The 14302-nt window shown below is 40.3% G+C and carries 14 protein-coding genes; 3 read left to right on the forward strand and 11 right to left on the reverse strand.

Going from position 1 to position 14302, the window contains the following annotated elements:
* Positions 1–8: 8 nt before the first annotated feature.
* The gene (locus QUF49_RS16105) at positions 9–1355 is read right to left on the reverse strand and encodes an aspartate aminotransferase family protein (RefSeq protein ID WP_289496682.1); all 1347 of its coding nucleotides are present in this window, start codon (positions 1353–1355) and stop codon (positions 9–11) included.
* Positions 1356–1934: 579 nt separating this feature from the next.
* On the opposite strand from QUF49_RS16105, the gene QUF49_RS16110 reads away from it, so the two are divergent.
* Positions 1935–2639 (forward strand): DUF421 domain-containing protein, encoded by a 705-nt coding sequence (locus QUF49_RS16110; protein ID WP_289496683.1) that lies wholly within the window; start codon positions 1935–1937, stop codon positions 2637–2639.
* 4 nt (positions 2640–2643) lie between these two features.
* Here QUF49_RS16110 and QUF49_RS16115 read toward each other — a convergent pair whose 3' ends face one another.
* From QUF49_RS16115 to QUF49_RS16140, 6 genes are all read right to left on the reverse strand, one after another.
* Positions 2644–3459 (reverse strand): alpha/beta fold hydrolase, encoded by an 816-nt coding sequence (locus QUF49_RS16115; protein WP_289496685.1) that lies wholly within the window; start codon positions 3457–3459, stop codon positions 2644–2646.
* Positions 3460–3568: 109 nt separating this feature from the next.
* Positions 3569–4231: a type 1 glutamine amidotransferase domain-containing protein gene (locus QUF49_RS16120; protein WP_289496686.1), complete on the reverse strand. Its 663-nt coding sequence runs from the start codon at positions 4229–4231 to the stop codon at positions 3569–3571.
* A 76-nt stretch (positions 4232–4307) separates the two neighbouring features.
* The gene (locus QUF49_RS16125; RefSeq protein ID WP_289497683.1) at positions 4308–5342 is read right to left on the reverse strand and encodes a zinc-binding dehydrogenase; all 1035 of its coding nucleotides are present in this window, start codon (positions 5340–5342) and stop codon (positions 4308–4310) included.
* A 169-nt stretch (positions 5343–5511) separates the two neighbouring features.
* On the reverse strand, positions 5512–6357 hold the full coding sequence (locus QUF49_RS16130) for an aldo/keto reductase (protein WP_289496687.1): 846 nt from the start codon (positions 6355–6357) through the stop codon (positions 5512–5514).
* A gap of 60 nt (positions 6358–6417) precedes the next feature.
* On the reverse strand, positions 6418–6813 hold the full coding sequence (locus QUF49_RS16135; protein WP_289496688.1) for an HIT family protein: 396 nt from the start codon (positions 6811–6813) through the stop codon (positions 6418–6420).
* Complete coding sequence (locus QUF49_RS16140) at positions 6814–7320, reverse strand: NUDIX hydrolase (RefSeq protein ID WP_289496689.1); 507 nt, start codon at positions 7318–7320, stop codon at positions 6814–6816.
* 188 nt (positions 7321–7508) lie between these two features.
* On the opposite strand from QUF49_RS16140, the gene QUF49_RS16145 reads away from it, so the two are divergent.
* Positions 7509–7745 (forward strand): transporter suffix domain-containing protein, encoded by a 237-nt coding sequence (locus tag QUF49_RS16145; protein WP_289496690.1) that lies wholly within the window; start codon positions 7509–7511, stop codon positions 7743–7745.
* A 243-nt stretch (positions 7746–7988) separates the two neighbouring features.
* Here QUF49_RS16145 and QUF49_RS16150 read toward each other — a convergent pair whose 3' ends face one another.
* From QUF49_RS16150 to QUF49_RS16165, 4 genes are all read right to left on the reverse strand, one after another.
* Entirely contained in the window at positions 7989–8561 is a 573-nt protein-coding gene (locus tag QUF49_RS16150; protein WP_289496691.1) for an MFS transporter, read from the reverse strand.
* Complete coding sequence (locus QUF49_RS16155) at positions 8558–9982, reverse strand: FAD-binding oxidoreductase (RefSeq protein WP_289496692.1); 1425 nt, start codon at positions 9980–9982, stop codon at positions 8558–8560. Before QUF49_RS16155 ends, QUF49_RS16150 begins: the two co-directional genes overlap by 4 nt.
* A 423-nt stretch (positions 9983–10405) precedes the next feature.
* Positions 10406–11608 carry a M20 family metallopeptidase gene (locus QUF49_RS16160; protein WP_289496693.1) on the reverse strand — a complete coding sequence of 401 codons (1203 nt, stop codon included), beginning with the start codon at positions 11606–11608 and terminating at the stop codon, positions 10406–10408.
* Between the two features lie 24 nt (positions 11609–11632).
* Positions 11633–13201 (reverse strand): AbgT family transporter, encoded by a 1569-nt coding sequence (locus QUF49_RS16165; protein ID WP_289496694.1) that lies wholly within the window; start codon positions 13199–13201, stop codon positions 11633–11635.
* A gap of 268 nt (positions 13202–13469) precedes the next feature.
* On the opposite strand from QUF49_RS16165, the gene QUF49_RS16170 reads away from it, so the two are divergent.
* On the forward strand, positions 13470–14096 hold the full coding sequence (locus QUF49_RS16170; protein ID WP_353958311.1) for a class I SAM-dependent methyltransferase: 627 nt from the start codon (positions 13470–13472) through the stop codon (positions 14094–14096).
* The last annotated feature ends 206 nt before the right edge of the window (positions 14097–14302 follow it).

Here is a 14302-nt window from a genome sequence, read left to right on the forward strand (position 1 = left end):
TAGCACCTCTATTTAAGTGCGGCTCTTACCGCGTCTGTGAAGATTGCGATTACTTCGTTCATTTGTTCCTCTGTAATGATAAGCGGCGGCAAGAATCGAACAACACTTCCATGTCGTCCGCCTACTTCTAGGATCAAGCCTCTGTTAAAGCACTCTCTTTGAATACGGCTCGCAAGCTCTGGATTCGCTGCATACGTTCCTTTTAAACCAGATGGAATACGCGGATTCACAATCTCTGCTCCTACCATTAATCCACGGCCACGAACATCCCCAATCTCAGGAATCTCATTTTGGAGGATGGAAAGTTCGAGCATAAGCTTCTCTCCCATCTCCGCTGCATGCTGTGATAAATTATTTTCTTTAATGTAGCGAAGTGTTGCTGTTCCAGCAGCCATAGCCATTTGGTTACCTCGGAACGTCCCAATATGTGCACCAGGTCCCCACTTATCGAGTTCACGATCATAAATCACAACAGATAACGGCAAGCTTCCCCCGATCGCTTTGGACAGAACCACTACATCCGGCACGATTCCCGCATGTTGAAACGCAAAGAGTTCACCAGTTCGTCCGATGCCTGTTTGCACTTCATCAATGATTAACGGGATGTTTCGCTCTTTCGTAATGCGGCGAATTTCTCGCAGCCACTCAACCGGAGCTGGAATTGATCCGCCTTCACCTTGAACAACCTCTAAAATCATCGCTGCTGGAGGTAGGATCCCGCTTTCTGGATCATATAAAAGGTTCTCAATATATTTAGCGCTGATTCTCCCTGTGTCGTCCCCACCCATTCCAAACGGACAGCGGTATTCATATGGATACGGCATAAAGTGAACATCTGGCATTAAGCCTTGCACGTTTTGCTTCGGTCCTAAGTTACCTGATAACGCCATCGTTCCATGTGTTGCTCCGTGGTAACCTCCTTGGAACGAAAGGATGCTTCTTCTTCCTGTAGCCGTTTTTACAAGTTTGATCGCGGCTTCAATTGCATCTCCGCCAGTCGGTCCGCAAAATTGAATCTTCGCGCGCTTGGCAAATTCTTCTGGCAAACTATCAAACACTTCACTCACAAATTCTTCTTTTACTGGCGTCGTTAAATCCAGTGTATGTAATGGGCGCTTGTCATGAAGCACTTTCTCAATTGCTTCTATAACAACCGGATGATTATGTCCAAGCGCAAGAGTTCCTGCTCCTGCTAGACAATCAATAAAATTCCTTCCGTCTGCATCTTTTACATAGATTCCATCCGCTTCTTCAATCGCAATCGGAATGCGTCTTGGATATGATCTTGCGTTGGATTCTCTCTTCTCCTGTTGTTTCAGATAAAGTTCGTTCATTTCTAAATGTAAAGTGCTCATATTTAATCCTCCTAAAGGTTAAGTTCCGTTACTGAAAATGATTCTCATTATTGATTACATGTATAACCTTAAATGATAATGATTATCATCGTCAATGATAGTTTATCCCTAACTTGTTTCCATATATTTTTAGCGTTGGTAGTGGAACATAGGTCCTAAGTCCTTGGGTTTTTAAGGAGAATCTGAGAAATCTAATAGATGAATATTCTCATTTACTCACTGGCAAATTCGCTTCGCCGTAGAATTCATATGTCGCTTGTAGATTCCTAATGTATTACTAAAGTCTTTAGAAAAAACAAAAAAGCCCCGATATCCGATATCCGCGACTTTATTTGTTATTTATATAAGGGATATCATACGAGCACCTTATCTTTTTTCAATTGGCATTTTCTATAAAGACGGTATAACTTTTTCTCCAAAGTTAGATTCGCCGTTAACTGCACGAGATCTTTGAATGTTGAAACTGCCCACATTCCAGCTTCACGAGAGTATAGTCAATTATTTTTATAATTGATTTTTGGTTAAAATGTCATTTTTTACGACCATACTAAATGCATAAGGAATTGACGGGGTGCAAATATGCTGGATTTTTATCAAGCTCAAGAGAATTTAATAGGGATTGAATGGGTACTCCGGGCAGTTGTTGCGTTTTTCTTTATGCTGTTAACCGTGAAGTTAATGGGCCTACGAACATTATCACAGCTAAGGCTAATGGATTTTATCATTGCACTTATTTTTGGAAACATCATCGCCCATCCACTTTCTGATCAGCATCTTGGACTGAAGGGCTCACTCATTACGATGAGCGTTCTTTTAATTCTTTATGTGAGTACAACTGTGGCTGGGCTCCATTGGCTTGGACTTAGAAAGTTAATTGATCCACCACCTATCCCATTAGTAAAAAACGGACAAATTCTTTATCACAATCTAAAAAAAACTCGAATTACCATAGATGTTTTATTATCAGAATTACGTAAACATAGGGTTATAGATATTCAAGAAGTTGCCCTGGCTTTATTTGAACCTAACGGAACCATTACATCCTTTTTGCAGCCTCAATATCAGACTGTTATTCAAAAAGATATTAACTTGCCTCCAAAGCCATTTGAATATCCGCAAATTGTGATTAAGGAAGGCAAAATCAATCAGAAGGAGCTCTCTAAAACAGGAAAAACAGAAGCATGGCTTTTAGAGCAGCTTCAACAACAGAATACGAAGCTGTCTGATATTTTACTTGGAACACTCGATAACCATGAACATTTGCACTTCATGTATTACAAGTAAATCCCTAATTCCAACCAATAAACTCCGCAATTTCTGTATTCAATTTCTCCCACTCTTCCCAGAACAATCCGTGCCCACTGTTTTCCATGGGAACAAGCTTAGAATTCCGGATGCCTCTATTTATGGCAAGGGCAAGCGGAAATGGACATACCTTATCATGAACACCATGTAGAATTAAGGTTGGAACTTGAATTTTGCCAAGATCATCAAATAAACTCTCATCACGTAGCGAACCTAAAACAGCTGCCGTTGAGTACCCCGCCGCCTCTAAACCTAATTGAAAAAACCAATCCGAAAATGGAGCTGTTACATATTTAAAGAAAAAGAGATCCCCAAACCCCTGCAACATTTTCGGCCTGTCTTTAAACGTATCTGAAATAAATACATTCACTTGTTCTTTAGTAAGACCAAATGGAAAGTTTTGCCGTTTCGTAAAGCTCGGGGCAGCAGCACCAAGCAAAGCCAGCTTTGAAACGCCATAGTTGTTATGTCTAGCCATATATCGAACCGAGATGGCTCCTCCAACCGAGTGGCCGACGAGTGTAAAGTTTTCTAATTTTAACACTTGAACAACGGAATAGACATCATCCGCCAAACGGTCATATGAATATCCTGTATAAGGTTTATCAGACTTGCCGAATCCTCTAAGATCAATACCAATACATCTAAATCCCATTGACGGAAGCTGATTAAACTGATACTCAAAAAGTTTATGATTGGCCGGCCATCCGTGTATGAATAGAATCGTTTTTTTACCGCCGGGATTCACATCTTCCACATAGATTCTTACATTTTCTTCGACTCGAATATAGTATCCCACATTCATTCCCCCCACTTTGAAAATGTTACTTAATAAACTACTCACATTTTATTAAGGGGTGAATGACCAATAAAAAACGACCAGCTTCAGCCGGTCGCTTATAAAAACATTATTGTTTATCCAGTACATCAATCATTCGAAGTGCTACACTTCTGCTCGACTGCGGGTTTTGCCCTGTGACGAGGTTACCATCTGTTACTGCAAAATCTTCCCACTTTCCGGCACGCTGGAATTCTGCTCCAAGCTCACGAAGCTTTGTTTCCAATAAGAACGGCACTTCTTTCGTCAGCTTCATTTCTTCTTCCTCTTCATCCGTAAAAGCAGTAACCGTCTTTCCTTTTACAATCGATGAACCATCTTTAAGCGTTGCTGTCGTTAATCCTGCTGGACCATGACAAACACTGCCGATCACTTTGTTCGTTTGGGCCATCTGACTTACTACTTCTTTTAGAGCTTCACTTTTAGGGAAGTCAAAAACGGTTCCATGACCACCCGGCAAGTAGATCGCATCATAGCTTACAGCATCTTCTGGACTTAGTGCCGCTGTATTCTCAAGCATAGACAAAGCTTCTTTATACGTTTCCTTCTCCACACCTTCTAAACTGTTCGGATCTAAAGGTACGCTGCCGCCTTTGATACTCTTTACCGTAATGTCATATCCTTTGTCTCGGAACTCATTGAAAGGAACGGCAAACTCCTCTAACCAGAGACCAGTTTTATTGTTACCGATGTTTTGATGATTTGTTACGACGATTAGAATTCGTTTTGACATCCTTACACTCCCTTTCATTTCTGTACGCTTATCATTTTTCCCGATTTTACTTATTTAAAACAAATGGGCATTGTTTCTAAGGAAGTAATAAAATCTTTCCTAACTTCCCTTTATTTTTAAAATAAACTTGAGCTTCTTTTGCTTCTTCCAAAGGAAAGGTTTTATCGATAACTGGTTTGATTTTGCCTTCTGAAATCGCATTAAGCATTTCTTTAAACTCTGCTCGAGTCCCCAAGACGGATCCATACATTGTAATATGTTTTAGATACATCGTCCTAAAATCAAGATTTGTCTTCTGGCCGCCTGCAGATCCAGAGATACAGAACTTCCCACCATTCTTTAGAACCTCCAGAGACGTTGAAAACAATGCATCTCCCACTACATCTAGCACGGAGTCGATTGGTCCCCCATTCACTTCTAAAATCTCTTTTGATAGAGAATCGGATTTATAGGACAGTACATGTGTTGCTCCTAACTCCCTCATTTTTTCTTCACTATCTAAATTACCAATGATCGCGATAACTTTCGCACCAAAGACTTTTGATGCAATCTGAACATTTAGTGATCCTACCCCACCATTAGCTCCAGTTACCATAACCGTCTCACCAGGTTGAACTTGTATTTGTTTAACCATATGCCAAGCCGTTAACCCGCTAACCGAAAAAACGGCACTCTCTGAATAACTGGGAAGAGGCATATCAAAGCAGAGCTCAGCTGGCCACACCACATATTCAGCGTATCCCCCGTCATATTCTGAACCAATAAAAGACATATCCAAAGAAATATGTTCTGATCCTTCTTCACCACTAGATGTAAAAGGAAATAACACAACATCTTTCCCTATAATGGATTCATCGACTAACTTTCCTGCTTTCACTATTTTTCCCGTTATATCAGAGCCGGGTGTACGTGGAAATTGTACGCCTTCTGGTCGCCACCCCGATTTAGAATCGGTTCCATAAGCGCCTTCTCTCATCCAGATTTCAGTGTTATTAATCGCACAAGCTTCTACTTTTACAAGTACTTCATTTTCTCTTGGTTCAGGTACAGGAATATCCACTACTTTTAACTTATCAACATCCCCATATCCTGTTACTTGTACAGCTTTCATCAAGTTATTCCTCTTCTCTTATTTGAATGATATTTTTTAATTAACAGTATGGTTAGACTATCTATTTCCCTATTATGGACAAAGCTTTTGTTTTGCATAATACAACAAAAAAGCTAGATAAAAAACAAATTGCCCTGTAGCCATACACAGGACAATTTATATTTTATTTTTATTCAAACTGTTTATAAAACTCCGGATCGTCCGGATCTGCACCGTTCCGCTTATCTTGATTAAGTGCTGAAATGCGTGTCATGTCCTCATTCGTCAGCTCAAAATCAAAGATATCAATGTTTTCTTGAATTCTGTGTTCTGTTACTGATTTAGGAATTGTCACAACACCGTTTTGAAGATCCCAGCGCAAAATGATTTGTGCAACGGACTTATTGTACTTATCCGCTAGCTCCACTAAGGTAGGCTCTCCAAAGATTTCTCCTTTTAAAAGAGGTCTCCAAGCTTCTAGCTGTATGCCTTGCTCTTTACAATACGATAAAAGATCTTCCTGAGACAAACGCGGATGGTACTCCACCTGGTTTACCATAGGTTTTATTTCAGCTTCTGCCATCAAATCTTCAAGATGGTGCTGTTTAAAGTTACTAACACCAATCGCTTTTGCACGGCCTTCATTGTAAATCTTTTCAAGGGCTTTCCACGTTTCTTTATATTTTCCTGGTACCGGCCAGTGAACAAGGTAAAGGTCTACATACTCAAGGCCCAGTCTTTCTAAACTTGCATCAAAGGCCTCAAGTGTTTTTTCATACCCTTGATCGGTGTTCCAAACTTTCGTAGTAATAAACAGTTCTTCTCTTGGAACGTGTGATTCTGAAATTGCCTGTCCAACACCAACTTCATTTTCGTACAAACTTGCTGTGTCAATGCTGCGATATCCTGCATCGATCGCCCATTTGATGGACTGAATCACTTCATCACCATCTTCAGCTTTATAGACTCCTAAGCCGATCCATGGCATTTGGACACCATTATGCAGAACGGCACGATCATGAATACTGCTTGTCATAAAGAATCACTCCTTGTTCACATTGTGGCACACTTTTTACTGTAGTTAAAAAGATTAGACTCACCTAAGCTTGTCTGCGGTTTCAGCTAACCGTTGATCGGCATCATCTTTTATTAGAGACTCACTCCACGTAAATCCATCATTTTCATACCGCGGAATAACATGCATATGAAAATGCGTTAAGTCACTAAATTCCCCCCCGTTTTGGTTAATTGTAATCCCATCGGTTTTTAAACACATGTTTAATTTCTCAGATATGTACTTTGCCGCTTCCATTACAGCCAATGTTTCTTCATCTGTCAATTCTGTTAGTTCCTTCACATGTCGTTTTGGAAGGATCAGCGTATGACCTTCATTAAAAGGATCTATATCAAGAAAACAATTTATGAGCTCATTTTCGTAAATCGTATGTACAGGTAATTTCGCGTTTGCAAGATCACAGCCTAAACAGCTCATCTAGATCAATCCTTTCAATCTCGCTAGCAACAACCCATGTGCCATTTCGCTGTCTTTCCAGATGCCTTGTTCAATATTATGAAATGCCCGTTCTACAGGAATATGAAACGCTTGAATTGTGGCTTCCTTTTTTTCAAGTCTTTGAGATTTATATTCTATAATTTCCTTTGTAAAGAAAACATGTGTAATGACGTTGCTTAAGCACGCACTCGGCTGAATACTACCTAAAAATACAGCCTCCCCACACACGATCCCTGTTTCCTCAAGCAGCTCTCGTTTTGCAGCTTTCATAGGGTCTTCCTTTTCCTTCATTCCTCCGCCTGGCAGCTGGATTATGATTTCGTCCACTGCTGGCCGATATTGGCTGATTAAGATCAATGAGTCGTTTTCCAGTGCAACCATAACTGCAGCTTCATGTGGCATCTCTTTTAGTGTTATACTTCCAAATTCATCTTCGAACACTTCTATCTCTTTATCTCTGCTCTGATATACAAGTTCCTTTTTCAAGAATCCCCCACTCCTTACACCAGTTTACTTTTAACATTATCCAAACTTGGAAACATTTTCAACTAACAGCTTATTGGAAATATAGACCAATTAATTATTTAATGGTTGTATTTTAAATGTGTTGTGGTGAGGGAACTTTTAGTAAAACTCTTACGTATTACAGTTAATCAATTGCGGAGGAGTATAACATGAAAAAGAAAATCGGAATTATTTTTATTGTCCTCTCGTTTGTGTTGTGGATCTTAATACCCGTCATCCCCTTTTTATCGTTCAGTGCAGGGCTTAAAACAGCGATCGTAAGTGGGTTGTTCATCGGCGGAGAAGTCTTCTTTTGGCTTGGAGCGCTGTTAGCTGGAAAAGACATTGTGAAGAAGTTCATTCAAAAGTACTGGCGTAAAAAAGACAAGAATGATGATGTAACTTGAGAGACTCTATTTACAGAGATAATTTAAATTGAATGATGAGTCGATTAAATAGGTGGCTAATATGGAAGACATAATTGTTGGGTTTATCTATACTTTTTTAATCGTTATTACGTTCGAGACTATTTTTAGTAGAATTTCAGGGAATGGTTATAAACACCCCATAAAAAAAATAGTCGTTCTCGCCATACAGTGTCTTGCCATCACTTTGTTCTTATTTAAAATGTATAACTAAAGCCTGTCAGCTTATGGCTGCACAGGCTTTTCTTTGTGAGTATATATTTTTAATGAAGCTGAATTCATAAGGATTAAAGCTGAAACCATATAAAGAAAAGACGCGATATAAAACAAACTTCCAATCGTCAGGAAATCTACTAAATAACCTGTTGCCATTACTGCTACCGCTCCCCACACACTTGTCCAAAGATGATAGTTTCCGATTTTTTCACCCGTTTGCGTACCTTTCGTTTGCCTAGCGAGCGCTGTTTTTTCCGTTGTCTTTTGTACAGCACCTAAAATACCCATCGCGATCTGCAGCATGTATAGAGCAGCAACCGTTTTAATGATAGGCACAACAAGCATCATTCCCGCCATGCCCCATGTGTAAAATAGGATCAAGGAACGATCTCCCACTTTATCAGAAAGTCTACCAATAACCGGATGAACCAGCGCTCCAGTAAGTGCAAAAAGACCGTAAGCCAATCCGAATTGTGAGTAGCTGTCTCCTATGTTGCGAATGAGCAGCAGATAAAAAGGAAATACCATAGAACTCGCTGTCATTAATAGACTTTGGGCTGTTACGAATGTGCGATAATTCATTGTCCATACCTCTCATAAAAAAGATTTTTGAAACGCTCTTCTGGATCGAGCTGTCGTTTCATATTAAAAAACTCCTCAATGTGAGGATACGCTTTTTTAAGTTGTGCATTCGTCGGATAGGAATAATAAGGTAAGTAATAACTGCCGTCATGCTCTATCGTCACATCTATCATCTTCTGAATAACATCCTCTGTTCTTTGAATCTCTTTTTTTGATCGCCCTTGGTTGATTAATAGCACGAGAGCAAACATATCATCCTTGGCATAAGACAGGACAGCATCCTCATCATGTTCAACATAGCGTATCGTGATATTTAATACATTTAATTCTTCTTTTTCCAAAACACCTCGTAAATCATCGATATAATCTGTGAACTGATCTACAGGGACAAAATATTCTTGCAGCACTTCTGTCTGGTTTGGATTTTCATATTCCATAAACGCACTATCCGATCTCATCACGTTGTTCCTTGTTTCATACTTGCCATCGCTTTTCACAAAGTACTTTTTCTGAGTATCCCAGAACACGTCTTTTCCCCAGCCGCTGTAACGTGACATACCTAGCATAAATTTAGGCAGTGCTACCATTTTTTCTTCTTTTAATGTCGAATACTTTTTTAGCTCATTTTGATCCTCCACCAGCACATAATCGGTTACATACATTTCTTTTAAAAAAGAGTTCGGCGCAACAGACAATCGAGCTACGTGCATTTTCACATCTTTATCATTCTTCACGTATTGATTAAAGTAACTTTCATATTCCTGATAATCCATTGTTGCAATACGGTGCTTGTAAAGTTCATCCTCTGCCAATTTAAGGGTTACATCTAAAATAATTCCGAAAAGACCGTAGCCCCCGATTACATAAGGAAAGTAATCATTATTCTCTGTTCGGCTAACATTGATTATTTCACCGTTCGATTTGAGCAGCCGGAAGGAAGCAACCGTATCTATCAATGAACCGTACCGTATATCACGCCCATGTACGTTTACACTTAATGACCCGCCTACCGTAAATATGTTTTGCGATTGCATCACTTTAATAGACAACCCATAAGGATTAATTTTTTCTTGAATGTCTGCCCAAGTTGCTCCGCTTTGAACTGTAATTTTTTTATCTTTAGGATTAAAGTTTAGAATCTCATTGTAGCTCTTCATATCTAGGAGCGTTCCGTTCGGATACAGGGTATGGCCACCTTGACTGTGCTGCATACCTGCAATGGATATTGTTTCTTCTTCTTTAACCCATTTTTGGAGATCACGAGTTGAGCCCGAGCTTTTGACCACCTTCATTTTTGTAGGCATCAATCGTCCAGCGTCTTCAACAATAATCGTTTTTTGCTGTTGTGAGTATGCAGAAACACTGAAAAAGAGAGCCAAGCCATATAAAGAAATTCCAAACACAATAAATTTCCGTTTCATTTACAGCACCCCCACCTAAAACAAATAGTGTAATATTACACTATTATTATAAAATGAATCTTTATTAGGTGACAAGTGATTTTTTCCAAATAAGTTAAATTACGGCTTAATACTCCTTTCATTTCGTGGGTCTTACCTCGAAAGAAAACCATTGCCGCGGATAAAAAATGGATTACCGTGGATATAAATTGAATTACCGCGGAAAAAATTCGGATTACCTTGGATAAAAGTTAGATTACCTTGGATATATTTATCTTGTACGTTCGAGGCGACAGATTGAACTTTTGTACACTGTTAAAAAACAAAAAAAAAGAGGCACCGACACATTTGAGTCGATTAGCCTCATTTCTCACACTACTTAACTAGCGGAATGTTGATTTCACGCTCATTCCTAGTCGTCCTCAGAGCAGATTTCCTAGCTTCCTATTTTGTTAACTCTACTCTTTTCTCGGCATTTTGTTTTAAATACGCAAGTGTTGCAGCACCAAGCAGATTGGCAGCTATCAGTAAAGCATCTTCGTTAATCTTGAACTTCGGATGGTGGTGCGGATATGTCTCTTCCCACGATGTGTCTTCAGCTCCCGTAAAGAAGAAGGTGCCAGGGATTTTTTCCAAATAATATGCGTAATCTTCTCCTCCCATCTGCGGCTCGATTTCCTCTAATCCCACTATACCTGGAACCTTTCTGGCTACATCTACAACGAATTCTGTGTCTTCTTTATGGTTAACGACGGCAGGATAACCACGTTTGAATACATATTCATAGGATGCATCTGACGCAAGACATGTTCCTTTTGCGATACGGTCGATCTCCTCTTCGATTGCTACACGAACTTCTTCCTTAAACGTCCGGACCGTTCCTGTCAGCTTTGCCGTATCTGCAATCACGTTAAATGCATTTTTTGCCTCAAAAGCGCCAACAGATACAACCGCTGCGTCCAATGGATTAACTCGGCGGCTCACGATCTGCTGCAGGTTTGAAACGAGCTGTGCCCCAATCACGATGCTGTCTTTTGTTTTATGCGGCTGTGCACCATGTCCTCCTTTACCTTGAACTTTTATAGTGAAGGAATCTGCGGCTGCCATTACAGGACCTGTACGATAACCGATCGTTCCTGTTGACATCGTTGCCCAAAGGTGTGTGCCGTAAATCACATCAACTCCGTCTAGACATCCGTCTTCAATCATCGCAATGGCTCCGCCCGGCGCAAGTTCTTCAGCGTGCTGGTGAATAAATACGACATTTCCTTCGAGACCATCCTTCATTTCTGTTAAAACTTTGGCCAATACAAGCAATGTTGCCGTATGACCGTCATGGCCGCAAGCATGCATGACACCTGGCACTTTCGATTTGTATGGAGAATCATTTTCCTCTTGAATCGGTAGTGCATCAAAATCAGCTCTTAGGGCAACAGTCTTACCTGGCTTACCGCCTCTTAACGTTGCAACAACCCCCCTGCCGCCGACTTCTGTACGAACTTCTAACCCTAGCTTTTCATGGTACGCAGCAATAAAGGCGGGTGTCTCGACTTCTTCAAATGAAAGTTCAGGGTTTTGATGAAGGTGTCTGCGAATCTCCACCATTTCGTTTTCATAATTAGCCAATCGGCTGAATAACTGTTCCAAACCTGCTCACTCCTTCTATTAAATCTACATTTTTATATATTCGCCAGGTCCTAATGGAAGTCCTAGCACGTACCAGATGGTAAATAAGATGCACCAAAAGACCGTGTATGCGATTGAGTATGGAAGTAAAGCAGATATGAGCGTTCCCATCCCCATGTTTTTATCGAACTTTTTAGCAAACGTAAGCAAAATTGCAAAATAGGCAAGCATCGGTGTAATCGTATTTGTGATGGAATCTCCAATTCTATAAGCCATTTGTGTGAAGGCGGGACTGTAGTTTAAAGCCATGAACATCGGAACGAAAACCGGCCCTAAAATCGCCCACTTAGCTGATGAACTGGCAATCAGCAAGTTCACGAGTGCTGTAAATAGAATGAAGGCAAGAAGCAGAGGCAGACCGGTAAATCCTGATTCTTTTAAAAAGTCAGCTCCGGTAATTGCGATGATTGATCCTAAATTGCTCCAGCTAAAATAAGCGATCATTTGAGCCGCAATAAAGGCAAGCACGATATAGTATCCCATGCCGCTCATTGCCTTTGTTAAATGTTCGGCAACATCTTTGTCATTTCTTAACACTCTTGATCCAAACCCGTAAGCCATTGCAGGGATTAAGAAGAACAGAAGCATAATCGGAACGAGTGAATCCATAAACGGTGAATCGATCAGCTCACCTGTTTTAGCATGACGAAGCATTGCACCTTTTGGAACAGTTACAAGTAAAATGATGATCGTGTAGATTAGTAGAGAAATCGTTGCCCACTTCAGTCCTCTTTTTTCTTCAGAAGATAGGGCTTGTTTCTTCACTTCAAGATCATCTGGGGCTTGATATTCACCTAGCCTCGGTTCGACGATCTTTGTTGTTACCCATACCGCGACTGGTAAAAGCACAAATGTAGAAGCAAGCATGAAGTAATAGTTCATCGCTGGGTTTGCCGTATAGTTTTTATCTTGAAGGTGTGCTGCGGACTCTGTAAATCCTGCAAGCATCACATCAAGCATGCTAATAATAATGTTTGCACTAAATCCACCGGCAACTGCTGCATAAGCCGCTGCTAGTCCAGCGATAGGATGTCGTCCAAGTGTGAGGAATACCATTGCTGCTACTGGCGGAAGCACGATTAGGGCGGCATCGGCGGCTGCATTTCCTACGATTCCAATAAAAATGATAATAGGCAGAATAAGTGCTTTTGGTGAGGCTAGTACGACTTTGCGCATGAAGGCTGAGATCAAACCTGTTGACTCTGCTAGTCCTACTCCAAGCATGACAACGAGAACAAGTCCAAGCGGCGGGAAATTTACAAAGTTGCTGACGAGTTCCGTGAGCATCCTCTTAATGCCTTCTTCGTTCAATAGATTTACCGCTGTAATTTTTTCGTTATTAGCAGGATTTACCGCACTCCAGCCTGTCACTCCAGCAACAAACGAACCTAACAGAATAATCGCTGTAATGATTACAAACAAAGTAAGAACATCCGGAAGTTTATTTCCGTTTTTCTCTACCCAGTCCAATAGCCGATTAAATATGTTTTTATTGTTGTTCTCAGGCTGTGACGGTTCTGGTGAAGGTACTGCTTTTATTGCTGAACGTGCCATGGTTATCCTCCCTCTTTCGTTTGATTTTTCTAAAAATTTAAATTTCTTAACATTCTACAGGCTGTTATCCCCAGTTTCAAGGGGTCATTCAGAACACAACTATTTTACTAGTTACTAGATACAACAACGGATTAGCAGGATGTAAGGGCTTTCCTATGCAGAATATTCTTTCATTTTAAAATTTACCAGTTCGACATCTTCCGCTATAATGATTACATTGTTTTGCTTTTGAAGATGATTTTCAGGTAAAGATAAAGGAGAGAACTTCATGGATCTTTTGTTAAAGGAAAGTCTGAAAGCAAGCTACAACGAACAAGCCGATTTACGCAATAAAGTAGAAATAGAAAGTTGGAAGGTTAGTGAGCTGAATTCTTTTATTGCAGCTCTTACTAATGAAAGCTGCCAAACTGTGCTTGATATTGGAGCAGGATCTGGTCAGCATGGTAAATACTTATCAGATCACAGCTTAGATGTAACGTGCATCGACCTCTCACCAAATATGGTAGAAACATGCCGTTCAAAAGGGTTAAAAGCAGAAGTAATGGATTATTACACATTAAACTTTAATGCTGAATCTTTTGATGCAGTATGGGCGATGAATACGCTGCTTCACGTTCCAAAGGTAAGTCTGCCTGCTGTACTTAAGAACATTCATACTGTCTTAGCAGAGGATGGTTTGTTCTACATGGGCGTATACGGCGGAAAGGATTCTGAGGGCGTATGGCAAGAAGATTCGTATATTCCAAAGCGATTCTTTTCGTTTTATACAGATGAAGATCTAGTAGAGGTTGTTTCTCCTCTTTTTGAGGTGCTAGACTTTCACATCATTTCAGAAGCTGGTGGAAGTCTGGACTTTCAATCTCTGCTTTTGCGGAAGAAAGGGATAGAGGGTTAATTTAAAGGCTGCTCTAAAAAATGCTTTGTTTACTATCTTCTTTGACAAGTTGATTGGAGCATAAGGTGCGAGACTCCTGCGGGACAGACACTTATACGTGAAACGTACAAATGTGGCTCACCGCCTGCCCCGCGGAAAGCGAAGCACCTGGAGCGGAAATTAACTACTTTCAATGCAATAATAGTCAAGCAAAAAAAGCTCCTCCA

The organism is Fictibacillus sp. b24 (genome assembly GCF_030348825.1).
GTDB lineage: Bacteria > Bacillota > Bacilli > Bacillales > Fictibacillaceae > Fictibacillus.